Source organism: Algoriphagus halophilus (assembly GCF_041729275.1).
GTDB lineage: Bacteria > Bacteroidota > Bacteroidia > Cytophagales > Cyclobacteriaceae > Algoriphagus > Algoriphagus halophilus_A.
The window spans coordinates 898,340-923,924 of the sequence record NZ_CP146486.1 but is presented as its reverse complement, the minus strand read 5'-3'; the positions used below and the strand labels follow the sequence as shown (position 1 = coordinate 923,924).

General features: G+C 36.9%; 15 protein-coding genes and 2 pseudogenes. 15 read left to right on the top strand and 2 right to left on the bottom strand.

The features are described from left to right. The first annotated feature begins 21 nt into the window (after positions 1 to 21). Positions 22 to 1,038, top strand: coding sequence for a M28 family metallopeptidase (locus V8V91_RS04940; RefSeq protein ID WP_373399062.1), 1,017 nt, complete (start codon positions 22 to 24; stop codon positions 1,036 to 1,038). Between the two features lie 301 nt (positions 1,039 to 1,339). On the opposite strand, the gene V8V91_RS04935 is transcribed toward V8V91_RS04940, so the two are convergent. After that, positions 1,340 to 6,409 (bottom strand): Ig-like domain-containing protein, encoded by a 5,070-nt coding sequence (locus V8V91_RS04935; RefSeq protein WP_373399061.1) that lies wholly within the window; start codon positions 6,407 to 6,409, stop codon positions 1,340 to 1,342. Between the two features lie 191 nt (positions 6,410 to 6,600). Then, positions 6,601 to 7,656: a right-handed parallel beta-helix repeat-containing protein gene (locus V8V91_RS04930; RefSeq protein ID WP_373399060.1), complete on the bottom strand. Its 1,056-nt coding sequence runs from the start codon at positions 7,654 to 7,656 to the stop codon at positions 6,601 to 6,603. Between the two features lie 1,614 nt (positions 7,657 to 9,270). Between V8V91_RS04930 and V8V91_RS04925 the strand changes: the two genes are divergently transcribed. The 14 genes and pseudogenes from V8V91_RS04925 to V8V91_RS04860 all read left to right on the top strand — a co-directional run bounded on the left by V8V91_RS04925 (position 9,271) and on the right by V8V91_RS04860 (position 25,584). Then, complete coding sequence (locus V8V91_RS04925) at positions 9,271 to 9,549, top strand: hypothetical protein (protein ID WP_373399059.1); 279 nt, start codon at positions 9,271 to 9,273, stop codon at positions 9,547 to 9,549. Positions 9,550 to 10,324: 775 nt separating this feature from the next. Then, positions 10,325 to 11,335: a mannose-1-phosphate guanylyltransferase gene (locus tag V8V91_RS04920; protein WP_373399058.1), complete on the top strand. Its 1,011-nt coding sequence runs from the start codon at positions 10,325 to 10,327 to the stop codon at positions 11,333 to 11,335. Between the two features lie 7 nt (positions 11,336 to 11,342). Beyond that, entirely contained in the window at positions 11,343 to 12,302 is a 960-nt protein-coding gene (locus tag V8V91_RS04915; RefSeq protein ID WP_373399057.1) for a GDP-L-fucose synthase family protein, read from the top strand. 45 nt (positions 12,303 to 12,347) lie between these two features. Then, positions 12,348 to 13,492: pseudogene (gene gmd, locus V8V91_RS04910) on the top strand (GDP-mannose 4,6-dehydratase). 48 nt (positions 13,493 to 13,540) lie between these two features. Further along, positions 13,541 to 15,109, top strand: coding sequence for an amino acid adenylation domain-containing protein (locus V8V91_RS04905; RefSeq protein ID WP_373399056.1), 1,569 nt, complete (start codon positions 13,541 to 13,543; stop codon positions 15,107 to 15,109). Further along, positions 15,106 to 15,321, top strand: coding sequence for an acyl carrier protein (locus tag V8V91_RS04900; RefSeq protein WP_373400623.1), 216 nt, complete (start codon positions 15,106 to 15,108; stop codon positions 15,319 to 15,321). Before V8V91_RS04905 ends, V8V91_RS04900 begins: the two co-directional genes overlap by 4 nt. Before the next feature lie 16 nt (positions 15,322 to 15,337). Next, entirely contained in the window at positions 15,338 to 18,724 is a 3,387-nt protein-coding gene (locus tag V8V91_RS04895; protein WP_373400622.1) for a beta-ketoacyl synthase N-terminal-like domain-containing protein, read from the top strand. Next, a complete protein-coding gene (locus tag V8V91_RS04890; RefSeq protein WP_373399055.1) occupies positions 18,721 to 18,858 on the top strand; it encodes a hypothetical protein in 138 nt (45 codons plus the stop codon). The genes V8V91_RS04895 and V8V91_RS04890 overlap by 4 nt, the downstream gene beginning before the upstream one ends. Beyond that, entirely contained in the window at positions 18,855 to 20,003 is a 1,149-nt protein-coding gene (locus tag V8V91_RS04885) for an aminotransferase class III-fold pyridoxal phosphate-dependent enzyme (protein WP_373399054.1), read from the top strand. The genes V8V91_RS04890 and V8V91_RS04885 overlap by 4 nt, the downstream gene beginning before the upstream one ends. A 22-nt stretch (positions 20,004 to 20,025) precedes the next feature. Further along, complete coding sequence (locus V8V91_RS04880; protein ID WP_373399052.1) at positions 20,026 to 20,421, top strand: condensation domain-containing protein; 396 nt, start codon at positions 20,026 to 20,028, stop codon at positions 20,419 to 20,421. A gap of 20 nt (positions 20,422 to 20,441) precedes the next feature. Beyond that, positions 20,442 to 21,499: pseudogene (locus tag V8V91_RS04875) on the top strand (condensation domain-containing protein). Positions 21,500 to 21,525: 26 nt separating this feature from the next. After that, positions 21,526 to 24,051, top strand: a complete 2,526-nt coding sequence (locus V8V91_RS04870; RefSeq protein WP_373400621.1) for an amino acid adenylation domain-containing protein — start codon at positions 21,526 to 21,528, stop codon at positions 24,049 to 24,051. 9 nt (positions 24,052 to 24,060) lie between these two features. Further along, the gene (locus tag V8V91_RS04865; RefSeq protein WP_373399051.1) at positions 24,061 to 24,783 is read left to right on the top strand and encodes a 4'-phosphopantetheinyl transferase superfamily protein; all 723 of its coding nucleotides are present in this window, start codon (positions 24,061 to 24,063) and stop codon (positions 24,781 to 24,783) included. A gap of 21 nt (positions 24,784 to 24,804) precedes the next feature. Continuing rightward, the gene (locus V8V91_RS04860) at positions 24,805 to 25,584 is read left to right on the top strand and encodes a polysaccharide biosynthesis/export family protein (RefSeq protein ID WP_373399050.1); all 780 of its coding nucleotides are present in this window, start codon (positions 24,805 to 24,807) and stop codon (positions 25,582 to 25,584) included. Position 25,585: the final 1 nt, after the last annotated feature.

Here is a 25,585-nt window from a genome sequence, read left to right as displayed (position 1 = left end):
GTCCCGGCTGAAATAGAGGGGATGTTGGACCAACAAGCGTTGAATACTCAAAATGTGGTGGTCAATACTACCCAAGAGGAGTTGAACTTAGATTCTTTTGAAGGGTATGAACTCATCAGTGTGGAGGAAAATGATGTATTCAACCAAAGCGTTTTTCCTCTATTGAGGGAAGAAAAGAATTTGCTGGTTTTAATAGACCCGGCCCATGAGGAAAACTTTGCTAGAGTGGCCAGGAGTGCAAGCAGACCAAAATTCCCTACAGAATACTCCCAGATTTTTGTCTTGACAAAGAATTTGGACCCTTCCTCTATTCAGTTGAAGGTTACCAATCAAGTGGAAAAAGAAGAGTTGAAGAATGTGGTAGCAATGATTCCAGGAAAGTCCCTAAAAGACGAATATGTGGTTTTTGGTGGACATTATGATCACCTAGGAATTCGATCCATGGGAGAGGGCCAAGACAGTATTTTCAATGGTGCCAACGACAATGCAGCGGGAACTACCGCTGTGATCATGTTGGCAAAATACTTTAAAGAACTGCAGAATAATGAGCGAACCTTGATTTTTGTGGCTTTTACTGCCGAAGAATCAGGTGGCTTTGGGAGCACTTATTTTTCCAGGCAACTAGATCCGGATCAAGTGGTGGCCATGTTCAATATTGAAATGATCGGTACGGATAGTAAATGGGGTCCAAATAGTGCCTATATCACAGGTTTTGAGAAAAGTAGCATGGGTGAGATTTTGCAAAAAAACCTGGAGGGATCCAAGTTTCGGTTTGAGCCAGATCCATATCCACAGCAAAACCTTTTTTATAGAAGCGATAATGCGACCTTGGCAGCTTTGGGAGTGCCTGCCCATACGATTTCAACTTCAAAAATGGAAGAGCCTCCGAATGATGAACCCAATTACCATAAAGCTTCCGATGAAATAGAAACCCTGGATATGGCCAATATGACTGAAGTAATCAAGGCGATTGCGCTAAGTAGTGAAAGTATCATCAGTGGGAAGGATACACCTACTAGGGTGGAGAAATTGAATTGAGTCGTTTCAAAGAATAAGGAATTTTATTCTTATCCAAAAATCCAGTCTGAAGCAGGCTGGATTTTTTTTGATGCTGCTCCTAGTTTATATAACTATAAATAGGCATACTTTTAAAACCCTAATTTAAATTCTAATCGAATTACCATCGTAAGAAGGTGCCTTTTAATGAAAAGATGATTTTTATTTGAATACAGATTAATTTTAGGGTAGCTGTTAAAAGATTTGCTTCTAAAAAAACCCGGATAAGGCTATCCGGGTTTTTGAATTAATTATTCAATTCAACAAACTTCATAATAACTTCCTATAGTTTGATGATTTTTTTAGATTCTATTATTCCATTACTATGATGAATTACGATCACATAGTTTCCAGGCGCAATGGTTGAAATATCCAAAGTTACTTGGTAGTCACTTTGATCTCTTATTTTGACTTTTATTTCTTTTCCATTCATATCAAACACCCTGATTGTTGCATTCAGAGGTAGGAATCTATTCTCATACCTGATTCTGACCTCATTAATGGCAGGATTAGGAAGTGCTACTGTTCTTTCTTTCACTTCTAGTGGATTCAAATCCGTTGGATTATTTTCTGAAGAAGTGCCTTCACTACTTAACCTTTTTCCTCCATTACCATTGTTTCCATTGTTACCATTGTTTTTCGGAGCAACAGTAATGACTGGTCTTGAGGATTCTGCCGTCAAACCCCCGCCATCAAACACTTTTGTCTTCAAGGTATAGGTTCCAGGAGGAGGACTGATCCAATTGAACTCGTATGGCGGTTCGAAGGCGATTGCGAAGATCTGTTCATTGTAGAAGAATTCAACATGATCAATATCACCTTCTGGATCTACTGGGTTAGTTTGAATTAATACATTATCACCTTCTTTGAACACCTGACCATCTGTAGGAGAAATGATAGATATGCTTGGTGGCAAATTATTAATGACTGTCACAGTAGGCCTTGAAGATTCTGCTGTTAATCCTCCACCATCAAACACTTTGGTCTTCAAGGTATAGGTGCCTGCTGGAGGACTTTCCCAATTGAACTCATACGGAGCTTCTGTGACAATGGCAAAGATCTGCTCATTATAGAAGAACTCTACATGGTCAATTTCCCCTTCAGGATCTATTGGGTTGGTCTTAATCATGATGTCCTCTCCCAGATTAAAGGTTTGTCCATTTACTGGTTCCTCGATGGTGATGGTAGGAGGCTGATTATCTATTACATTGACCACTGGTCTCGAAGATTCTGCTGTTAATCCTCCACCATCAAACACTTTAGTCTTCAAGGTATACGTACCGGCAGGAGGACTTTCCCAATTGAACTCATAAGGAGCTTCTGTGACAATGGCAAAGATCTGCTCATTATAGAAGAACTCTACATGGTCAATATCACCCTCCGGATCTATCGGATTGGTCTTAATCAAAATATCCTCACCCAAATTAAAGGTTTGTCCGTCTACGGGTTCCTCGATGGTGATGGTAGGAGGTTGATTATCCAAAACAGTGACTACAGGTCTAGTGGACTCGGCGGTCAATCCACCACCGTCGAACACTTTGGTCTTCAAGGTATACGTACCGGCAGGAGGACTTACCCAATTGAACTCATACGGAGCTTCTGTGACAATGGCAAAGATCTGCTCATTATAGAAGAATTCTACATGGTCAATATCTCCTTCTGGATCAATTGGATTGGTCTTAATCAAGATATCCTCACCCAAATTAAAGCTTTGTCCATCCAAAGGTTCTTCAATCGTTATAGAAGGAGGTTGATTTTCTAATACTTCAATATTGATTTCAGATTTCGATGTTAAACCTTCTCGATCATATACAACTGCCTCAATTCTATGAGAACCAGGAGTAGCTTCTGTCCAGTGGAATTCAAGAGCTCGTTCAACAATGACGGCAATTAATTCGCCATCAGAATAAAGTTCTACTTTTTGCAATCCATTTTCAGGATCTGAAGCCGAAAGCTTAAATAATATACTTTCGTTATAGTAGAACTTTTGTCCATCATTTGGAGCAATAAAGTTAACTGCTGGAGGCTGATTTACGACAATGGTTGGCCTACTGGACTCAGCTGTTAAACCTCCACCATCAAAGACTTTAGTCTTTAAGGTATAGGTGCCAGCTGGTGGACTAACCCAATTGTATTCATAAGGGGCCTCAGTCACAATGGCAAATATCTGCTCATTATAGAAGAATTCTACATGATCAATATCTCCTTCCGGATCAATTGGGTTGGTTCGAATTAAAATATCCTCTCCTAGGCTGAATATTTGGCCGTCTACAGGTTCTTCGATACTTATGGTAGGTGGTTGATTATCCTGAACGGTAATAACTGGTCTGCTGGACTCTGCAGTCAAACCTTCTCCATCAAAGACTTTAACCTTCAAGGTATAGGTTCCTGCCGGTGGACTCACCCAATTAAATTCATAAGGTGCTTCAAAGGCAATTCCAAAGATCTGTTCATTATAGAAGAATTCTACATGGTCAATATCTCCTTCTGGATCAATTGGATTGGTTTTGATAAGTATGTCTTCACCTAAGCTGAATTTCTGTCCGTCTACCGGTTCCTCTATCGTAATGCTAGGAGGTTGGTTATCCAGAACTGTGATGACTGGTCTGCTGGATTCAGCAGTTAAACCATATCGATCAAATACTTTTGTTTTTAAAGTATAGGTGCCTGGAGCAGGGCTTTCCCAGTTGGTTTCATAGGGAGCTTCAAAGGCAATCGCAAAGATCTGTTCATTATAGAAGAATTCTACATGTTCTATTTCATTTTCAGGATCTATTGGTTTGGTTTGTATCAATACATCTTCGCCTTTGGTAAATGTCTGTCCATCCATCGGGTTTACAATGGAGATGGAAGGTCCATAATTGGAAACAGTAAATTGGATTTTTTCCGAAGTGCCTGTTTGACCATCATTATCTGTTACCACGGCATATACCTCATGAGGTCCAATTGGAATTTTGGTCCAGGCATAATCAAATGGAGCTTCACTGATCACATCCACTAAATTTCCATCTGTATAGATTTCAACTTTTTTAATGTCATTTTCCGGATCGTAAGGATTGGTTTTGACTAATAGCTTTTGGGCATAATTAAAATCCTCACCCATTGATGGTTGGCTGATAGAGATTGTTGGTGGTAGATTTCCTTCTAATGGAGGAACAATGTGGACTATGATTGACTGGGATTGTTTACTGTTCCCGTTTTTGTCGTATGCGATGGCATAAAGTAAATAAGTGCCTGGTTGAACATCTGCAGTCCAGTCCAATTCAAATGGATTAGCAAAGATGGTCCCAATAAGATTTCCATTACTATAGATTTCCACTCTTTCAAGATTATTTTGCGGGTCTTGGATCTCTGCAGCAATTTCAAGTAATACCCCTGAGTTTAAGACAGTGTCTTTTATTGGTTGTACCAGCTTCACTATTGGTGGGAAATCCACCATAGAGGTATCGATCACATGAATATTGACAATTTCAGATTCTGAATTAGCCCCCTGAACATCGTAAATGATAGATTTTAAAGCATGGTCTTTCGCTTCAGCATTCGTCCAATTAAAACTGTAAGGAGCAGAGTTGGAGGTTCCGATTAGATCAGCGCCGGAATAAAACTCTACTTTTTGTATGTCATTTTCAGGATCGAAAGGGTCTGTTTGGATCAAAATATCCTGTCCAAAAATTTTGAACTCATCATCTACAGGATCCACAATGGATACCAAAGGAGGGAGGTTGGCACTGGAAGGCTCTGTAATGTTAACGATAATATTTCCAGATTGTCCTTCTGCTCCTTCTGTATCAAATACTTTGGCAAAAAGGGTATAACTATTGATGCTAGAGGGCGTCCAGGTGACTTCATAGGGAGATGAGTTTGCAGTCCCCAAAAGATTATTCCCCTCATAAATCTCTATTCGATCTACAGTCCCATCAGAATCTTGCGGAAATGTACTAATCAATACATCTGTTCCTAAGTCAATAGCTTGATTATCAGAAGGCGTGAGAATCTCCACAGTAGGAGGGATATTCTGTTGTGTCTCTTCCGAAATGGTAATAGGAACAATTTGGGATTCAGACGTCCTTCCAATTAGATCATAGGCTTCCGCTCTTAAATTATACTCTCCTGGCGGAGGGCTTTGCCAATTGTATTCGAATGGTGCTTTATAAATTCTAGTAAGCACACTATCCCCTTTATATAAATATACCTTACTGATCAATCCGTCAGGATCCTCAATTTGAGTTTTTATGGAAACATCTTCACCATTAAAAAACACTTGATTTGCAGTTGGTTCTGTAATGGAAATGTCAATATTTGATGGAGGAAGGGCTGGTAAATCAATGTTTAATTTTACCAATAACACTGATTCGTAAGGCTGAATGGTAACCTGTTGGAAGAAGAATTCATTCTTCGCGTTTCTATACACCCCTGGAAGTGGGTAGGTGACTGGTTGATTCGAATTATTATAATTGAAATAGATGAATTCTAAGATATCTAATTCCTTTGTGGTGACCTTGGAAATTTCTATGTTATCAAAAATCACGGGTTCCGAAGGATCGGGTATTTTGATGACGACACTTTCGTTGGCAGCTGCCACATCTGCAATAAAACCAATTTGAATTCTTTCTGGATCTGTAGTGGTACCAAAAAACCTAAGGCTACCCACCTGATCTTGGTCAAATGTTTTTTCTAAGAATAAAATGACCTCTTTATTGTCTTCCACACTTTTAGAATCAAATTCAATCAATATCTGATCCCCCACCTCAACAGGTCCAATCTGAAGGTATGAGAGAAGATCACTTCCAGGATTGGGTTGAAGAGAAAGTGATCCACCTTCAATTCCATCTGGGATCCATTGACCCGTGCCTCCATAAGTTCCCGCTACAAAATCAATATTGGAGTCAAATGAAGTAGATTTGATAGGATCTTTAGTAAGAATTTCATAGCGGTCTAGGTTGAACCGAGGTTGCTTTGAATTTAAATCATATCCAAATGCATCTCCCCAATTTTTTAAGTTCCTGGTTTGGCCTATTTGGCCATCAGAAGGTTCTCTAGAGTAGAAAAAGAAATTGGTATGGTAAGGGTCTAAAAAATAATTGTTATCTACCTGACCAAATTGAGCCACATCATAATCAATTGAATTAAAGTCCATCACGAGTTCTCCATCAAAAATTCTGGATAGTTGGTTTTCTTTCACAATAATGTCTCTGATGGGAGTTCCAATGGGATCATGGGAAGCTAGAATTTGAGTAGGAATGTCATAGAATAGGTTTTCAGAGACTTCCACATTGTTATTGTTATGAAGGAAAATCCCATTTCCATTGATATTTGAAATCGTGTTTTTATAGACTTTTAGACCCGCTGCCATGTCATCCAAATAAATGCCATTGGCTAAGTATAATTTTTCTTCATTCCCATCTATGTTTCCAAGTCCATTGAGGATGATGTTACCGACTATTTCTCTTCCTGTATTATTCCGGTTCGTTTGACCATCTGCATTGGTGTAGATTCCACCACCATCTTGTTTAAAAATACAGAATCGTTCGATGTAATTGTTTTTTACAATGGTGTAATTACCTCCAAAATGAATCCCATTGTAGCTGGTATTGATAATTTGATTTTTTCAATGAGGGAGTTATCAGAATCAGAACCAATGTATAAGGCAATCCCGGTCAAATCGCTACTTCTACCCATTCCATTATAAGGCATGGAGTTTTCAAACAAATTATTGGTAACAACTACTCTAGGGCTGCCATAGAAAACAAATAGTCCTCCATTCATATTATTTCTTAGAGTACTCTTGTTGATCTTTAAATCTGGAACCTCTTCTATATACACTGAGTTTTCTCCTGCAGCTTCCATGGTACAGGCTTGAATAGTAATATTGCCGGATTTTCGGATGTCAATTAAGCTCTTATTACCACCCACAAAATGCAGGTTGTCAAAAGTAATATTCTTTACATAAGGCTGGTTTTTAACGAGATTATCCTTGTTTGCTACTTTGATCTTAAAAGTTTCCGGTTTTTTCGCGCCTAGATAAACTGAAATAGTTTTTAAGGTAGAATTATATGCCCACTCACCGAAACTATCTAGCAACGAAATATGGTTTTGTAAAAAATAGCCATAGCCTTGTCTGACAGGATAAGGTGTATTGATGCTTTCAAAATTTATTACATTACCGGAAGCAGAGGTAATCGGATGTCTATCCACCACCCAATTGTTTTTCCTGATGACCACTTCAGCTCCGTCTAAATTTGGAAAGTTAGCCGGACCTGAGATGGAGTTTTGACTGATCACACTTCCTATTTCAAGAAAGCTTTCTTCTTCGTTTGAATTGGGAAATCTTCCAATCTCTTTAGGGATCCCATCAATTTCTAAAATTTGAATTAATGAACTTTCGAGGTTGGGTAGCTTGGCCTCATAAATTCCATTACCTAAAGACCTCCAATTGGTAATAGTTTCCAAAGAGGTGATAATGGGTTGTGGTCCTAAGCCATAAGAGGTATAAACAATGGGATTTCCAGGCTCTCCACCCTTTACAATATTGATTGTCCCATAAAAAATGTCTCCTGCTGCGAATAAAACCCGATCTCCTCCTTTTAGTCCTGCGGCCAATGAATTGAGTTTGCTAATCGATTTCCAAGGTGTATCTGGATTTTGCGCTTCAGTGATACTTCTGCTATCATCACCTCTGCTCGAGGAGAAATAATAATCAGTTGCATATGAAATACTTGGAACGGTGACAATGAATAGAATAATCCATAGCTTAATAAGTTTATAGAAATATTCATTTTTAGGAGGTATTAAAAATACTTTTGTAAGAATGTTAAAAAACTCATAACTAGTAAAGGTTAGGTGAAAATTAATTTAATACAATTTTCTTAAATCATATATAAAAATAATTATGGGAAAATTAAGTTATCATTTTCAAAAAGAAAGAACTTTTAATATAAATAAAATTTCTAAATTGAAATTGGGTTGTAGTTAATTTTTTTACCATCATTACTTTTAACCTTATCACAATTACTTAAATGAAGAAAATCATTCAAGATCAATATCTAGCAAAACTATTGAGTAATTGAAATGTTTATTCATTCTTATTTTATTGGTAAAAAAAATAATTTAATGTTGGCTTACTAAAAAATGTAATTGAATTTACATTGTATTTATAGGTGATTCATTTACTATATTTTGAACTTTTTAGTGTTGTCTATATCCTGTATTTAATGTTTTTTACTTTCTCTGTACTTAAAAAGAATTGACACTTAGAGTGGTGTTTCTCCAATGAGTTTGAGTATGCTTAGGTTCTCGAAGTGTTGGTAAGGATTATTAATAGGGAGAGCCGCTTGTACAGGGTTGCCTTGGGAAGGAATTAGATCTTGGTAATTCAAGAACTTCCGGGAGACCTAGTTCATCCGCCTGCCTATGGTAGCCAGGGAAGTTCAAGTTGATAAATGAAAAGGATACAGGTTAATAAATAGAAGCATTTGTGTTTGTTCCACCATGTTCAATGCAATTTTTTTCATTGCGATACTCCCGAAATGAAAACTTAAAAAAAACATGATTTTTTAATTAAATCAAATAACTAACATTTGAGGTTTTAAATTTATTAAAGTATTGAAAATCAATTATTTGAAGATTAAATATGTAGTTTGTAAAAAGTGTTTCTATTAAAAATGAGCTGGAAAGAAGAACTATGCAATTCGGAATTAAAAAATTATATGATTTTCATCAGTTAATTTCATGTCGATTGAATTATATCACTATTCCAATTAAAAAAATTGTATTTTACTAATTTTAGAAAAATTAAATTCTGATTTGCAATGATCACATTTAAGGCAATTAAAATGAATTTTAAATCTAAAATAATGTAGGAGGCGCTAGGAATCTAATAATTTATTTGTTTAAATTTGCTGATACATTAGTAAGTTCAAATAAAAAAATATAAATTTTTCAATTATTTATTGAACTTAAATTTTTATCTAAACTATAAATTAATTTTTATGAGCAAATCTGAATTAATGGTTTCCGAAGCTCTGGAAATAATCTACTACGTTTTGCAAAAAAACGAGATCAATTTCTGACTTTTTCTGAAATCATTTCTTCTGCAAAGAAGGAGATTTTAGGATTTGAGATGTGTTATAGTTCTACTTATAATGGCATCCTCCAACAACGTTTAAATAAAATGGGGGAGTGTATCGCCTCTTCAACTTTGACTCCTGGACCTGGATGTTTACCAATCGCCCTATCCCTCAAAATTGGGTTTGGCCAGATGAGTTGGTGGAAGAAATATTAGAATGGACAAAGTCTGAAGATGCGAAAAACTTGGACTTATCTAATTTACCTAGACCTTATATTATTCATACAGTTCAATTAGTGATGGAAGATAAAATGCCAGTCTTAAAGTTTTGTTTTCCTTTATCTATCACTATTGAACATGGCGGTGTTGTTTCTTGGTATTGGGAGGTGGTTTTAAATGATAATCCTAAATTAAAAGCTATTTTTTAGTACTTATATATATGCATTAATAATAATCTTATTCCATTGATTATTGAAGTCCTTCTCTTTGTTAAGAGAAGGACTTTTTTAAATGGATATTGTTTTACTACCAGGTATTAAGAATGTAGAGTGGCTCAATTGCTTCTTGTTTCTTCTTCTGTTTCACCACGAATATTTTTAAATCATCATGGAAGGAAATGTGCTGCATCTCTTCATAATTTCTCCGATTTTCATTGTATTTTGCTAATAATTTTATTTTTCAAAATTTGATATTGTTAGCTTTTGAGATTCAGTTTTGATTTAAAAATGATTTTTCCTGAAAAAAATAATTTTTTTAAATTTTATTGATCAATTTTTGAGTCTTGAATTTTCCTATAAATTTATTGTAAAAATTGTACTATAGGTATAAATAAATATTTTCGTTTCATTATACCTGGTTTAGTGTAACTTTATTTTTATACATTTTTTCCTTCAATACTAAAATTTGGTATTATCTACTAAATTAATATTTAATTTCAATTGTGTTGTATTCTATCCAGAATCTTGTTCTTGTAAATAGTATTTTATAAATATTTCTAAAATTTTATTTGGGATATAACTGTATTTGGAAAACAAAAAAACGTATTTCATCCTAAAAAAAGAGCTTTTCAGCATTTTTTCTTTCAAAATCTATTTCCTAATATTGAATCGTCAGATGATTGTTATATAATTAATCTTGTCATTTTTCTAATAATATTTTAGCAGTAAATAATATTGTTATTTAACCTTTTAAACTTATTGTTTTATGAGTCCTTCAAAAGTAACTCATGTCATTTTATCTGGTGGAACTGGTAGTAGATTATGGCCTCTTTCCAGAAAATCCTGTCCCAAACAATATTTGGAGATTTTTGATGGAAAATCCTTGTTTGAATTGTGTTTGGAGCGTAACCGCTTTCTTAGCGAAAAAGGGATTGTAGTAGGAAGTCTGGGGAATTTTGAATTATCCAGAAAGACCTTTGCAAAGATGGGGATTGATCCTTACCAAGAGATAGTAGAGGCTTTACCCAAAAATACAGCTCCTGCTATTGCTTTTGCAGCTTTTTCAAGTCATCCAGATGACATTTTATTAATAACCCCATCAGATCATTTGGTGCAAGATCAGTCCTCTTATGAGCGTGCAGTGGATAATGCTGTGAGACTTGCTAGTATAGATCTTTTGGTAACTTTTGGTATTACCCCAACTCGTCCTGAAACAGGATATGGTTACATCCAAGTGGAAGATGGGATTGTTAAAAGATTTAAAGAAAAACCAAGTATTGAGTCTGCAAGGACTTATTTGGAAATGGGGGATCATTTTTGGAATAGCGGAATGTTCTGTTTTAAGGCTGGACTCTTTTTAAGAGAACTTGAATTTTTTCAGCCAGATCTTTTCCATCAAGTAAAAATAGCTTTTGAAAACTCTAAAGATGGATTCATTCAGAAATCAGATAATGAATTAATTGATTCTCTCAGTGTGGATTATGCAGTGATGGAGCATTCCAAGAAATTGGTAATGGTAGAGGGAGACTTTAAGTGGTCTGACCTTGGTTCTTTTGAAGCACTGAGCGATTATTTGAGTGAAACCCATCAAATCGAGGAAGATGAATTTGGGAATGTCTATATAGGCAAGTCTCGACATGCGAGTTTTCTAGGTGTCTCTAATATGATTTTTGTGGAGACTCCAGATGCATTTTTGATTTTGAATAGGTCTGATTGTCAAAAAGTAAAAAACCTATTTGAACAATTTGAAACAGAAAATCCAAGCTTAGTTAACTGATTTTACAATGGATATTTTTAAAAAGAAAATTTACGTAGCAGGGCATAAAGGAATGGTAGGTTCTGCTATATGGAGACTTTTAAAAGCCAGAGGGGCAATGAACCTTATTGGAAAGAGTAGTTCCGAGCTTGATTTGAGAGATCAATATGAGGTTCGTGAATTTTTTGCTGACCAACAGCCAGAAATAGTCATCAATGCAGCCGCGAAAGTAGGAGGCATCCTGGCAAATGATTCCTACCCCTACGAGTTTTTGATGGATAATTTAATGATTCAAAATAACATCATTGATAGCTCTTTAAAATCTGGGGTCGAAAGATTTCTATTCTTGGGTAGTTCTTGTGTTTATCCAAAAAGATCTATCCAACCTATAAAAGAAGAGTATCTATTAACAGGTCCTTTGGAACCTACAAATGAATCTTATGCGATTGCAAAAATAGGAGGAATCAAGGCTTGTGAGGCAATTTTTACTAGAATGGGTAAAGGGTATAGTTCTATTATGCCTTCCAATCTCTATGGTCCCTATGACAATTTTGACCTGAACAGCTCCCATGTATTGCCTGCCATGATCAGGAAATTTCATGATTCTAAGATCAATGGAAATCAACCAGTGATGCTTTGGGGGACAGGTAGTCCTTTGCGTGAATTTTTGCATGTAGAAGACTTGGCTGATGCAGTCATGTTTTTATTGAATAGAGAAGTAAGATACCCTTTGATCAATGTGGGAACTGGTTACGATATAGAAATCAAAAAATTGGCATTGATGGTCCAAAGTGTAGTGGGGCATGAAGGCGATATCCTCTGGGATGAAAGTAAGCCAGACGGTACTCCTAGGAAAGTGATGGATGTCAGCAGAATAAAATCCATGGGTTGGGAGCCAAGATTGAATTTACTGGAAGGTATTTCCCAGACCTATAATTGGTTCCAAAAAAATCAAAAGAGTTTAAAAATGCATTCCATTGCATTATAAAAGTTCATTGTTAAATAATCCTATCAATTTTTAATAATACTATTTATGAAAGTCGCTTTAATAACTGGAGTAACAGGTCAAGACGGTGCTTATTTGGCTGAGTTTTTACTGAACAAAGGATATGTGGTCCATGGGATAAAAAGAAGATCTTCTTCCTTTAATACCCAAAGAATAGACCATTTATACCAAGATCCACATCAGGCTGATGCTAGATTTTTATGCACTATGGAGATCTCACTGATTCCATGAATCTTACTAAAATCATCAAAGAAACTAATCCAGATGAGATCTATAATCTAGGAGCTATGAGTCATGTAAAAGTGAGTTTTGACTCTCCGGAATATACCGCAAATGCGGATGGCCTAGGTGTTCTTAGAATTTTGGAGGCAGTTAGATTGCTGGGTATGGAAAAGAAGACCAGGGTATATCAGGCCAGTACTTCTGAACTCTATGGGTTGGTCCAAGAAATTCCACAGACAGAGAGAACACCTTTCTATCCAAGATCTCCTTATGCAGTAGCAAAATTATATGGTTTCTGGATCGTGAAGAATTATAGAGAGGCCTATGACATGTTTGCCTGTAATGGGATTCTTTTCAATCACGAATCCCCATTGAGGGGAGAAACATTTGTGACAAGAAAGATCACAAGAGCAGTTTCTCGAATCGGAATGGGGATGGAGAAGGTACTCTATCTAGGTAACCTAGACGCCAAAAGAGATTGGGGACATGCCAAAGATTATGTGGAAGCAATGTGGCTGATGCTTCAGGCAGATAAGCCAGAAGATTATGTTGTTGCTACAGGAGTGACTACCAGTGTTCGTCAGTTTTTGAGCATGGCTTTTTCCAAGATTGGTTTCAAACTTGATTTTGCGGGTGTTGGTGTGGGAGAAATGGGTATTCTTTCTTCAATTGATTATGAGCTGGCCTTTGAAAAGCTTGGGAAAACGAAAGAAGAGCTCCCTAAGCTCGGTGAAATTTTAGTGAAAGTGGATCCAGAATATTTTAGACCAACCGAAGTAGAATTGTTAATAGGGCAACCGGATAAAGCATTAAGGAATCTTGGGTGGAAACCTAAATATGATTTGGAAATGCTTGTGGAGGATATGATGCATGCAGATTTGCAACAATTGAATAAAGATATCTGCTTAGTGAATGGAGGCTTTGAGGTAGTATCTCATTTGGAATATTGAGTTCAGCTCTCCGACAAAAATCAGTTTTTTAATTAAACGTCTCTTGAGATGGAAAACTTTTCAACTTCAACTACACCAAATATCTTTGATCTTTTAAAAAGGAGATTCGAGGAATTTAGAGAATACGATGCACTCGTTCATGAGGACGAATTCATCACCTATGGTAAATTGGAGATCCTGGTAGATTTAGTTGCTCAAAGAATCAGAAATGAGGCTCCAGAAGAAAAACTAATTGCCGTCTCCTGTTCCAGATCTGTAAAAACGATCATTAATATGTTGGGAGTATTGGCTGCTGGAAAGGCATATTTGCCCTTGGATTTTGATCAGCCAACAGAAAGGCTCGCTAAAATTGTATCTGAAACGAATGTTCGTTTTGGATTACAAGGGCTGGATTCTGAGGACTTTGCTTCACTTTCAATCAAAACCATTGATGGGAAATATAGGGAATCTACTTTAGCTCCTAATTACACCTCCGATCTGGCATATGTCTTATTTACATCTGGCACAACAGGAGTACCCAAAGGAATTGAGGTTTGTAGTCCTAGTTTGGTCAATTTAGTGAATTGGCAACTTGAAAATTCCCAGTCTGGACCTGGTTTTAAGACCTTACATTTTGCTAGGTTGACCTTTGATATTTCATTTCAAGAGATTTTTACGACGTTGGTAAGTGGTGGTACTTTGTACATTCAAGACAATGAGGTCCTAAAAGACCCTTATCAGTTATTACAATTCATACAGAAAAAAGGCATTAATAGGTTGTTTGTACCTTTTATTGCTCTTCAAGGATTGGCCAATGCAGCCGTTTCCTACAAAATTTTCCCGGGATCCATACGAGAGATCATGACCTGTGGAGAACAGTTAAAAGTAAGTAATACGATACGAGAGTTCTTCCAAGAACTACGAAGCTGCAAATTTTATAATCAGTATGGCCCTACTGAGACTACCATTATTGTTTCACAGAAATATTTAGAAGGGGAACCATCACAATGGGAGGATCTTCCAAGTATAGGCTGGCCAATCTCCAATGTAGAAATGTTGATTGTAAGCCCTGAAGGGAAGTCCATTACCACCATGAATAAAGTGGGCGAAATCTACATCACTGGAGATTGTTTAGCTCGAGGTTATTATCAAAATGAGGAGTTGACCAATAAGTTATTTGTGGAAATGAATCTGGATGGTTCCGGAATCAAACGGTACTATAAATCAGGTGACTTGGCGGAATGGAATATAGATGGAAGCATTAAGTTCCTGGGCCGTGTCGATGATCAGGTTAAAATTAATGGACATCGGGTAGAACTTGGGGAGATTGAGGTAAATGCCTCAAAAATTAGCGGAATTGTGGAGAATGCGGTGGTGATAGGCCATTTCAAGGATGGACAAAACTATGTAGCACTTTACTACAAGACTACCGGAGAAGATCTGAAAATTGAGGAGATCAAAGAGGAATTGAGAAAATCTGTTCCTGAATACATGATTCCTTACAAATTCATCAGAATTGAAGAATTTCCACGGACTGGAAGCGGGAAAATTGATAGAAAAACGTTGAAAAATTCCCTAGCCGAAAAAAAGACCAGAAAGTTTCCCAGGCGAAGGATGAAACAAATTATAAGGAGATAATTACGGAGATATGGAAGGATCTTCTTCAGGAGACGGAGTTTAATCTGGACAGTAACTTTTTCCAACTGGGAGGCAGCTCGATTTTGGTACAAAAACTTTCATTGGCTATCAACGATCAGCTGAAAACGGTATTTCCTGTCGCTTTAATTTATCAGAACCCTACATTGGGTAAGCAAATTTCTTTCCTGAAAGGAGAAAAAAAGGGGACTTGAAAAGTCCTGAAAAGCTATCCAAAAAACTGCTTCCGAAAATAGAGATGTAGCAGTAATTGCCATGTCTGGAAGATTTCCAGGGGCAAATGATACCGCTGGCTTCTGGGAAATGATCAAAAACAAAAAAGAGGGAATTACCCACTTTTCATTAGAGGAAATTGATCCTTTAGTGAGACATGAGGCAGAAGAGTCCAATTACATCAAATCAAGAGGGGTCGTAGCCGATTATGATAAGTTTGATTCTAAATTTTTTGGGATGAATCCAAAATTGGCTGAAATCATGGATCCCCAACAACGTAAGTTTTTGGAGATTTCTCATGAGGTGTTGGAAAAAGCAGGTTGGATTGCCAATCGGCCGGACTTTAGAATTGGCGTGTTTGCTGGGACTAATAACAACACTTATTACAATCGAAATATTGTTTTTGATCATGAGGCAACGGAAATCTTTGGGCCAAATCAGGTTATGTCCCTTAATGAAAAAGATTATGTAGCAAGTCGAGTGGCATTTCAGTTAAATCTCACCGGGCCTGCCGTTAGTGTTTACACCGCTTGTTCCACCTCTCTATTGGCAGTAGCCCATGCGGTGATGAGTATCAGATCTGGGCAATGTACTGCTGCAATTGCCGGAGGAAGTTCCATTACATTTCCCGCAAATAGTGGACAACGCTATCAAGAGGGTGCTATTTTCAGTATCGATGGTCATTGTAAACCATTTGATTCAGAAGCTACTGGAACCATGTTTTGTGATGGGGCAGGAGCAGTTCTACTGAAAGATTATGAACAAGCAGTAAAAGATGGAGATAAAATCTATGCTGTAATTAAAGGAATTGGGATCAGCAATGATGGGTTTGAAAAAGCAAGCTTTACATCCCCAAGCGTAAGAGGAGAAGCTTCTGCCATCAGAGATGCCATTTTAGATGCCCAAATTAAGCCAGAGCAAATTGGTTATGTGGAGACGCATGGCACGGCTACCCCTATAGGGGACCCCATTGAAGTAGAAGGATTAAAGTTGGCTTTTGGGGAAGGGTTATCCAGCACCTGCGCCATTGGATCCGTAAAAAGTAATGTGGGACATTTGACAGCCGCTGCAGGTATTGCAGGGTTCATTAAGACAGTGTATGCTCTCCATGAGCGGATACTTCCTGCTTCCTTGGGCTTTGTGAAACCTAATCCAGAGATAAAATTTGAAGGATCACCTTTTTATGTTAATAATGAAACCAAAAGCTGGGAAAGTGATACCAAGAGGATCGCGGGGGTAAGTTCTTTTGGCTTTGGAGGTACTAATGTTCATGTAATCCTTGAAGAAGCAGAGCCAGAACAAAAAGTCATGACCTCCAAAGAGGATAAAGAAGCAGGTTTGTTTGTTTTTTCGGCAAAATCTGAGTCAAGTGTTAAAGATTACGCGAGAAAATTACACAACTATGTGCTGGAAAATCCTGATTTAGAGCTTCAAAATCTCCATGCGAACCTTATCAAAAGGTATTTGAATTATGGAGTGAGTCTTCATTTTTTAGCCTCCAACAGAGCCGAATTGATGAAGAATTTAGAGGAGGTCGAAAAAGTAGCCATTCCGGCTTTATATAAAAAAGGTGAATTTAATACTCCTGTATTTTTGATTCCTGGACAAGGCTCACAATATGTGGGGATGGGAAAGGATTTTTACTTGAGCAATCAAGTTTTCAAAGATGCTTTTGATCAATGCTGTGAGTTATTTGATTCTTATTTGGAAAGTTCTTTGAAAGAAGAAATTTTCAATGGGACCCAAGAAAACCTGTCAAAAACCTATTTGACTCAACCAGCCATTTTCACGGTTTCATATTCCTTGGCCAAGATGCTGATTAGTAAAGGGTTTGATCCTGTTGCCTTTTGTGGGCATAGTATCGGTGAATACGTTGCGGCACATTTAGCTGGTGTGTTCAGTTTGGAAGATGCTGTAAAAGTCGTTGCTAACAGAGGAAAGCTGATTTACGAGTTGCCCACAGGTCAAATGCTATCTGTTCGGTCCCAATTAGATATTGTCAAAGAAATTCTTCCTGATGAGTTGTCAATTGCTGCACATAATGCACCTAATTTATGTGTGGTCTCTGGAGCGCATCAAGTAATCGAAGAATTTCAGAAAGTTCTGGAAGAGTATGGGATTGCCAATCAGGTATTAAAAACAAGTCATGCTTTCCATTCTAAAATGATGGATGGGGCTTTGGATGATTTCTCCAAAGTATTGGAAAGTGTTACGCTGAATATTCCTCAAATCCCGATAAAATCTACCCAAACCGGAGCTTGGTTAACCGATGCTCAGGCTACTTCTATTGAATACTGGGTAGATCATATTCGAAATGCGGTTTTGTTTCATGACAGTGCCAAAGCTTTACTGGAAGAATTAGAGGATTCCTACTTCATCGAAGTAGGACCTGGAAATGTGCTTTCAAGCCTCATGCAACAGCAGGGGGAGGCAAAAGATCGGGCAATTATTCATACACTTTCCAGAAAAAATGAAGAACACGAACTGACCTATTTGATGAATCAAATTGGAAGGCTGATTTCCTTTGGGGCTACGGTTGATCAGTTTAAACTAAATGGAATTGGGGAGTATTCTTTTATGGATATTCCAACTTACTCTTTTGAACCCAAACTTTGCTGGACTCAAAAAGGAGCTTTATTAAATCCAGCTTTCTCAAAAGGCTTAGTAAATGCGAACCGTTTGAATAGTATCCAAGAAAATGGTCAGTTGGAAGAATCCATTCTTGAAGAGGAAGATGTAGAACAAGATAATTTTGAGAAGATCAAAGAAATGCTGGAATCAGCTTCTGGCGTTCAGATTCAGCGTAAGGATATTGGTTCCTCGTTTTTTGAACTGGGCCTTGATTCATTAGTACTAACTCAATTTACTTTCTCCATCAAAAAGGAGTTTGGAGTAACGATCACGTTCAGGCAAATCAATGATGAGTTAAATACCCCAGGAGCATTATTATCTTTTATCCAATCGAAATCTCCTAAGCCAGTTAATCCACCTAAGAAAGCAGCGGTTGAAAAGAAGGAGCCTGTAGCTGAGCGGAAGGAAGAATCTGTAGGTGGTGATGTGATTCAATTGATTCAACAACAATTGAATGCAATTCAAACACAAATTTCCCAACTTCAGACGAATGGTGGAGGAGTGAAACAATCTATCAGTAAGTATGAAAAGCCGAGAGCAAAAAATAAAAATGCAGCAGTAGAACGAAACACTTCACAAATAGAGGAAGAAATTGATCCGGCTAACCTTAGTAAAGAGGCTCAGGAGTTTTTCGATGAATTGAAAGAAAAGTATCAAAAAGAACCTCGAAAAGTAAGGATTATCACGATTCCCATCAGGAAGGATCTGGTTCACAAGAGGAAAATGATCAAGTATGGAGCCCTAAGCGATTGAATTATCCAATTATATCCAAGTTTTCAGACGGGTCAAAATTGATTGATTTAGATGGGAATGAATATTTGGATTGGCATTTTAGCTATGGATCAAAATTGTTTGGATACAATGCTGATTTTATCAAAAAGCATTGAAAACACAGATAAGTGATGGTTTGGAGTTTGGAACTCATTTAGATCAAGAAAAAGAGTTAATCAGGAAATTTAAAAGGTTAACTCAAGTGAAAGAATCCTATTTATTCGATCACTTTTCTGAAGCTTTATTGAGAGCGATTATAGGATGTCAATCCCTCAGTGATAAAAAACTGATTGCAGTAGTCTCTAGAAAATGCAAAACACAAAATATTGATACTCATCTACCTTGTGGCTCATTAGGTAATACTGAATGCCTAGGCTTCCTAAAGGACCATTTTCATAATGACTTACTGGTCTTGACCGGAAGTTTAGAAGAATCTTTGGAAATCCTGCAAGATCGATCTTCAGAAATCGGGACCGTATTATATGATGTGCGTTGTGATGATTTGAATACTGAAGAATTGGAAGTTTTCTTGGAAGACTTACGAAAACTAACTCTTGAAGAGGATATGCTATTGGTCATGAATGAGGTATTATCAGGTTTCAACACCTATTCCAATGGCGTAAGTCACTTGATGGATGTAAAACCAGATTTAGTCGTTTTTGGAAATTTGATCGGAGAGGGTTTGCATTTAGGGATTTTAGGAGATTATTCAGGTATCACCTCATCCACTAATAGAACCCAGTTCGGAATGCTTCAAGACCTGGGAGAATATACTGGAGATGCGTTTGTCTTGGCAGCTACTGTGGCATTACTGAAGGAGATTGAGGAAAGAGGTCCAGTTTTTCAAGATGAATTATCTAAAAAGACAGATGAATTTGTGGCTCGGGTAAATGAGCTTTTTGAAAAATACAATAGCCCTTATGAGGCAGCTAATTTTCGCTCTATCTGGAGAATTAAAGAGAAAGAACGCACTCCTTTAACCCCTTTACTTTTCGTTTTATTGAGGTATGAGGGAATTCATATGATGCGGGGAATCCCTTGTTATTTTACCGAAAAGCATACTCGAATAGACATCGAACAAACTTTAGTGAAGCTTGAAAAAGCATTGGCACTGATGATTGAAAATGATGTAGTGAGAGGAGATCTTCCTGATTTAGAAGAGCTGGTGATGGATACTCATAATCCCCCATTTCCAGGTGCAAAAATCGGGTTAGACAGTGAAGGAAACCCGATGTGGGTTTCACCTAAAGAGAATAGTTAATTTTTATTGATCTGATTTTTTTATGAACAACTTATTAGAACAGACATTGAATCAATCCATGCTGACCAAAGCACCTGTGGAAATTGAGAAGGTGATTAAGACTACTCCCTCTCAAACAGAAATTTGGTTGGCTTGTAAAATGGGAGGAAAGGAAGCCAATATGGCCTACAATGAATCTGTCTCTCTTCAATTGAAAGGCAACCTTTCTGTTGAAAATTTGAAAAAAGCATTTTTAGAGCTGATTCGGAGACATGATGGAATGAGGACCATCATAAGTCCTAATGGGAAGAATTTGTTGGTGTTTTCTTCTTATGAACTGCCAATTAGGTTTCGGGATATCAGTCACTTATCTGAGGCAGAGCAGCAGTGTTTTTTAGAAAGCATACCAAGGAGATTGGTAATTATCACTTTAATTTGAGTCAAGGACCATTGTATGTGATGGAGTTGATTAAAATTAATGACCTGCTCCATGAAATTTCATTTACAGGTCATCATATCATATTCGATGGCTGGTCTATTGGATTGATGTTGGAGGAATTAAGTGAATTATATTCCAAAAGTGTTCAAAGCCTGGAAATGGAACTCCCTGATCCAGATTTATTGGGAGAATATTCAGCAGAACTGATCAACAGAAGTAGAAAGTTCGAACATAAGGAGACCAAAAAGTATTGGAAAAATTACTTATCCAATCCTCTTCCAGATTTTTCATTACCCATTTCGAAAGATAGACCTATTCATCGAACCTATGATTCGGATGTACTCGGATTTCCTTTACCAAAAGAAATAGTAAAGCAAATTAAAAAACATCCTCAGAGGAGAAGGTTAGTTTGAACTTAGTAATTCTATCCATTTTTGAGATTTTCTTAAGTAGGTGGTCTGGTGAGGAGGAAGTAGTAGTTGGGATGCCAGTATCTGGGCAGCTTGGTCTAAATAGACCTCGATTGATCGGGCATTGTGTCCATTTATTACCCTTGAGAAGTGAAGTTGATATGGCCTTGCCTTTTTCCCAGTATTTGCAACAAAGAAAGGCGAATTATAATCAGGCGCTGGATCACCAATTTTTAAGTTTTGGGAATATGATTCAGGATCTTCCCATCAAAAGAGATTCCTCAAAAGTCCCTTTAATTCCGATTACTTTCAATATTGATTTGGACTTGGATGCCAAAGTGGATTTTGTTGGGTTGGATCATAAACTCTCCTTTAATCCCAAAGCCTATGCAAATTTTGAAATTATATTAAACCTCTATGGGAATTCGGATGAATTCATTTTCGAGTGGACTTATAATAAAAGTTTGTTTGATCGAGATTACATCAATCATGCAGGGAATGATTTTGTCAGTTACCTGAAGGCTTTTACTAAAGACAGAATACTTACTATTCAGGAGATTATTCGTGAGATAGAAGAGAATTCTCCAAAAGAAAAAGAGCCTACAATTGATCTTCATGTAACAGAATTAGAGTTTGTTTCCTTTGGAAAATACTTTTTGACTCGGTAAGAAAATATCCAAATAAAGTAGCCTTGATGGTGAATCACAAAGAATTCACTTACCAGGAATTGGGGAAAAAGGTGAAACATCTATCGGGGTTCCTCCATAACAAAGGAGTAAAATCAGGAGATATTATTGGTGTTCATTTAGAAAGAGATGAAAATCTAATTATTACTGAATTAGCAGTGATCAGTGTGGGAGCTGGGATTCTTCCCATTGATACTGATTTCCCTGAGGAACGGGTAAAATTCATGCTTGAAGATGCCGACGTGAAGTTTTTCATTTCGGATAACGATACAGTGAAATGGGGTGATTTGGAATCTAAAAAATTGGGGATTCCAATCAGTCAGATCCTGGATCAATACGAACTTTTTATCATTCAAAACTTTGATCCGACAAACCCAGCGCTGATTATCTATACATCAGGTTCCACGGGTAAGCCCAAAGGGGTCGAATTATCCCATTTGAATTTATTTTACTTCACCCAGCAGGTAATTGAACAGCCAGGGCTAAGTAATGAAGATAAAGTGCTGGGATTGACTTCTATAAGTTTTGATATGGCATGGCTTGAGACTGTCCTACCTTTCACATTCGGAGCTAGTCTTTATTTATTGGGTAAATATGAAAGAAAGGATCAACGCGAAATTTTTAATGCGCTGAAAGATCAACGTATTACCAAATTGTACATTACTCCATCCCATTTAAAGTCGCTTATTCAATACATGGGAGAGCCGAAATTAGAAGGACTTACCATTATTTCTGCGGGTGAACCTTTATCTAGAAAGCTAGCAGATTCTTTACTTAATGTTGCTGATTCGGTATATAATATATATGGTCCTTCAGAAACCACTGTATTTGCCACCATTAAGAAAATTAATTCTTTTGAAGAGGAAATTACTATAGGCAAACCGGTCAAAAATTCCTGTGTAATCTTGGTCGATGAGCAAGGTAAAATAATCCCTATTCCAGGTAGAATGGGAGAGATCTGGATTGGAGGAACTTGCGTTGGAAACGGATATTTGAATCGGCCAGAATTAACCAAGGAACGTTTTGTTCCAAGCCCATTTAAGGGCTACGATGGGAAATTTTATAAATCAGGAGATTTAGGCCTTTGGAATGAGGAAGGGGATTTGTTATGCAAGGGAAGGATAGATCATCAAGTAAAAATAAGGGGTCAAAGATTAGAATTAGGAGAGATAGAGAGTGAGCTTGCCAAGGATGCTTTGATTAAAAATGCAGTGGTCATTAAAGTACTCGATGCCAATGGAGAAGGCATGCTGCGTGCACATGTTTCTTTTGTTGAAGGGCAAATGGCTGATTCTAAATTCTCTAATTGGATAGACATCACAAAAGGGCAGCTGTCCAAAAAACTTGCTTCTTATATGATACCTAGTGAATTCGTTCAACAGGAAAGTTTTGAGTTGAATTCAAATGGTAAAATTGATCGCAAGTTATTGGAGAGATTTAGACCAACTTCAGTATTTAGCGATACCTCAAATCAAGACAAAGAAATCAAAAGTTCTTATTCTTCAGTCCTTGCAGTAAAGAAAGCTTGGGAACAAGTTTTAAAAAGAGAATTGCATGAAACGAATGAAGATTTTTTCCAAATAGGAGGACATTCTCTTCTTGCGGTGGATTTATTATCAAAGCTTGAAACACACTTCAAAATAAACCTTCCACTCTCTACACTATTTGAGTTTCCTACTATTGAGATGCTTGCCTCTCACATCGAACATTGTAAAAAAGAAGAGAATAAAGGACAATCCAAATGCTTGGTGAAAATCAAGGAAGGTGACCCTAATAAAGTATTGCTGTTTATTCACGGGGTAGGATTGAATCCTTTGGAAATCAATACGTTGGTGGATAATCTGGATGAGGATCAAACGATTTGGGGACTTCAATCTCCCTCAATTTTAGATGCTTCTTTAGCGCCGCTAAGCAGTATTGAACAGATCGCTCAAGTTTATATTGAACAGATCAGAATAGCAGGACTTCAGGGTCCTTATCACTTGATGGGAAATTCTTTGGGCGGCTTGATTGCTTTTGAAATGGCGAAGCAGTTTATAAAAATGGGGGATCAGGTGCAGTTTTTAGGAATGATTGATACGATTGCTTTTAATACAGATAAGGCTCCTGCAGGATTTTTCAATAAGCTATCTAAACTTTTCAAGAGGTTATGGTATGAAATCAAGTTCATAATCAGAGATCCAGGATTTTACCTAAGCTACAGAAAGAAATATTTATTGGAAAAGCGGGATAATTGGAGAGCAAGATTCCAGAAGAAATCTAATTTATTTTCTAGAATCAAGGAGATTGAAAATGTCAATATGGAGGCTTGGAAAAATTATGTTCATGAGCCAGTTGACGTAAACATTACCTTATTTCTTGCAAACAGAAGGACATTCTATGTGGAGGATTTCAAAACCTTTGGTTGGACTCCATTTGCAAAAGATATAAAAGTAATCAGGATGCCAGGTGAGCATGCCAATATGCTAAAACCACCTCACGGTGCAGAATTTACAAAGACATTACAGAATATTTTGAACTCCTATACTAACTAAGCTATGATTATGGGTAAGGTTTTCTGTGATCAAATTAAGGTGATTGAATGGAGGAAATCATGTGATTTCAACTTAGATAATCATTTTGATATATGGAGAATTTATATCCCTGATCATTTAGATAGGTTAGAACATCTAAGTGATACGCTGTCAGAAGAGGAGATAAATAAATTTAATAATTATAAAGATACGGAGGATAGAAATAGACATTTGTTGGCTCGTTATTTTGTTAGAAAAATAAGTTCTAATTATCTACAAGTTGATCCTAATTCATTTCAGATTGATTATTTAGAGAACAACAAACCTTATTTTAAATACTTCCCTCATTTTAATTTTAACATCTCTCATTCAGGAGATTACATTGTTATTGGTTTTGCAAATAGATGGTCTGTAGGTGTTGATATTGAGTTTATGAATTCACAGTTAGACTTATATGATATGATTATTAATTGTATGTCTAATTATGAAATAAGCATGATTTTAAACTCTGAGGCACCTAGAGCTGTGTTTTTTAAGCACTGGACTAGGAAAGAGTCATTATTGAAAGGAGTTGGTTTAGGATTAACCGATAGAATTAAAGATGTAGCCTGTGTAGACGGCTTAAATTTAATTCCTTCCGACCTCTCAAGTTTTGCCTCTTCCTGGAAGATATGGAGTTTTGAAATGGGAGATTATTGTGTAAGCATAGCCCATGATTCCGCTGTAAGAATCATTAGATTTTATCAACTGTAATAGATATATAACTATAATTTTATGAAATATTTTTTTAAATACTTGGTTGTGCTATTTCTCTTAGCATCTTGTTCTAAAAGGAATATTACCTATTTCTCCAATTTAGAATTACAAAAGGGTGAATTATACACTACTACTAATGCAATAGATCCTATTAGAATTCAAAAGGGAGATGAACTGGAAGTTAAGGTAACCACTTTAGATCCTGAATCTAACCTTTTATTCAATTACGGTGTGATTGCTAGTGGGGATGAGGAAATAGGGCCTAGGACTACCTATACCCAAAGTAGATATAAGGTTTCTGAAAGTGGTGAGATTGATTTTCCAATTGTTGGGAAAATAGAACTGCTTGGCCTGACAAGAGATGAGGCAAAAGAAAAAATCACGAGCTCATTAGAAAAATTGGTTACAAACCCACGGGTAGAACTGACCATAACCAATTTTAAAATTACGGTCTTAGGAGAGGTGAATCAACCTAATACATTTACCATCACTACGGACAATATCTCTGTTATAGAAGCATTGGGCTTGGCAGGAGATATGACTGTGTATGGTAAAAGAGAAAATGTTTTAGTGATCAGAGAACATGGTGGAGAAAAAATGCTTTATCGTATTGATTTGAATGATAAAGAGTTGTTGGGGTCTGCCAATTTCTTCCTAAAACAAAACGACGTGCTTTACATAGAAGCGGATAAAAAGAAGCTGATTCAAGCGGAAATGAACCCAACTACCATTGCGTTCATGACCATATTATCTTCTGTTGCTGTGGCACTAATATTTAACTATCAGAATATTTTTTAAA

What these genes read in the sequence shown, in the direction of transcription:
- V8V91_RS04880 (WP_373399052.1), top strand. Translation starts at nt 20,026, where the DNA reads ATGAACAACTTATTAGAACAGACATTGAATCAATCCATGCTGACCAAA.
- V8V91_RS04940 (WP_373399062.1), top strand. Translation starts at nt 22, where the DNA reads ATGTTGGACCAACAAGCGTTGAATACTCAAAATGTGGTGGTCAATACT.
- V8V91_RS04925 (WP_373399059.1), top strand. Translation starts at nt 9,271, where the DNA reads ATGTTTACCAATCGCCCTATCCCTCAAAATTGGGTTTGGCCAGATGAG.
- V8V91_RS04905 (WP_373399056.1), top strand. Translation starts at nt 13,541, where the DNA reads ATGGAAAACTTTTCAACTTCAACTACACCAAATATCTTTGATCTTTTA.
- V8V91_RS04915 (WP_373399057.1), top strand. Translation starts at nt 11,343, where the DNA reads ATGGATATTTTTAAAAAGAAAATTTACGTAGCAGGGCATAAAGGAATG.
- V8V91_RS04870 (WP_373400621.1), top strand. Translation starts at nt 21,526, where the DNA reads ATGGTGAATCACAAAGAATTCACTTACCAGGAATTGGGGAAAAAGGTG.
- V8V91_RS04865 (WP_373399051.1), top strand. Translation starts at nt 24,061, where the DNA reads ATGGGTAAGGTTTTCTGTGATCAAATTAAGGTGATTGAATGGAGGAAA.
- V8V91_RS04935 (WP_373399061.1), bottom strand. Translation starts at nt 6,409, where the DNA reads ATGGCAGCGGGTCTAAAAGTCTATAAAAACACGATTTCAAATATCAAT.
- V8V91_RS04860 (WP_373399050.1), top strand. Translation starts at nt 24,805, where the DNA reads ATGAAATATTTTTTTAAATACTTGGTTGTGCTATTTCTCTTAGCATCT.
- V8V91_RS04920 (WP_373399058.1), top strand. Translation starts at nt 10,325, where the DNA reads ATGAGTCCTTCAAAAGTAACTCATGTCATTTTATCTGGTGGAACTGGT.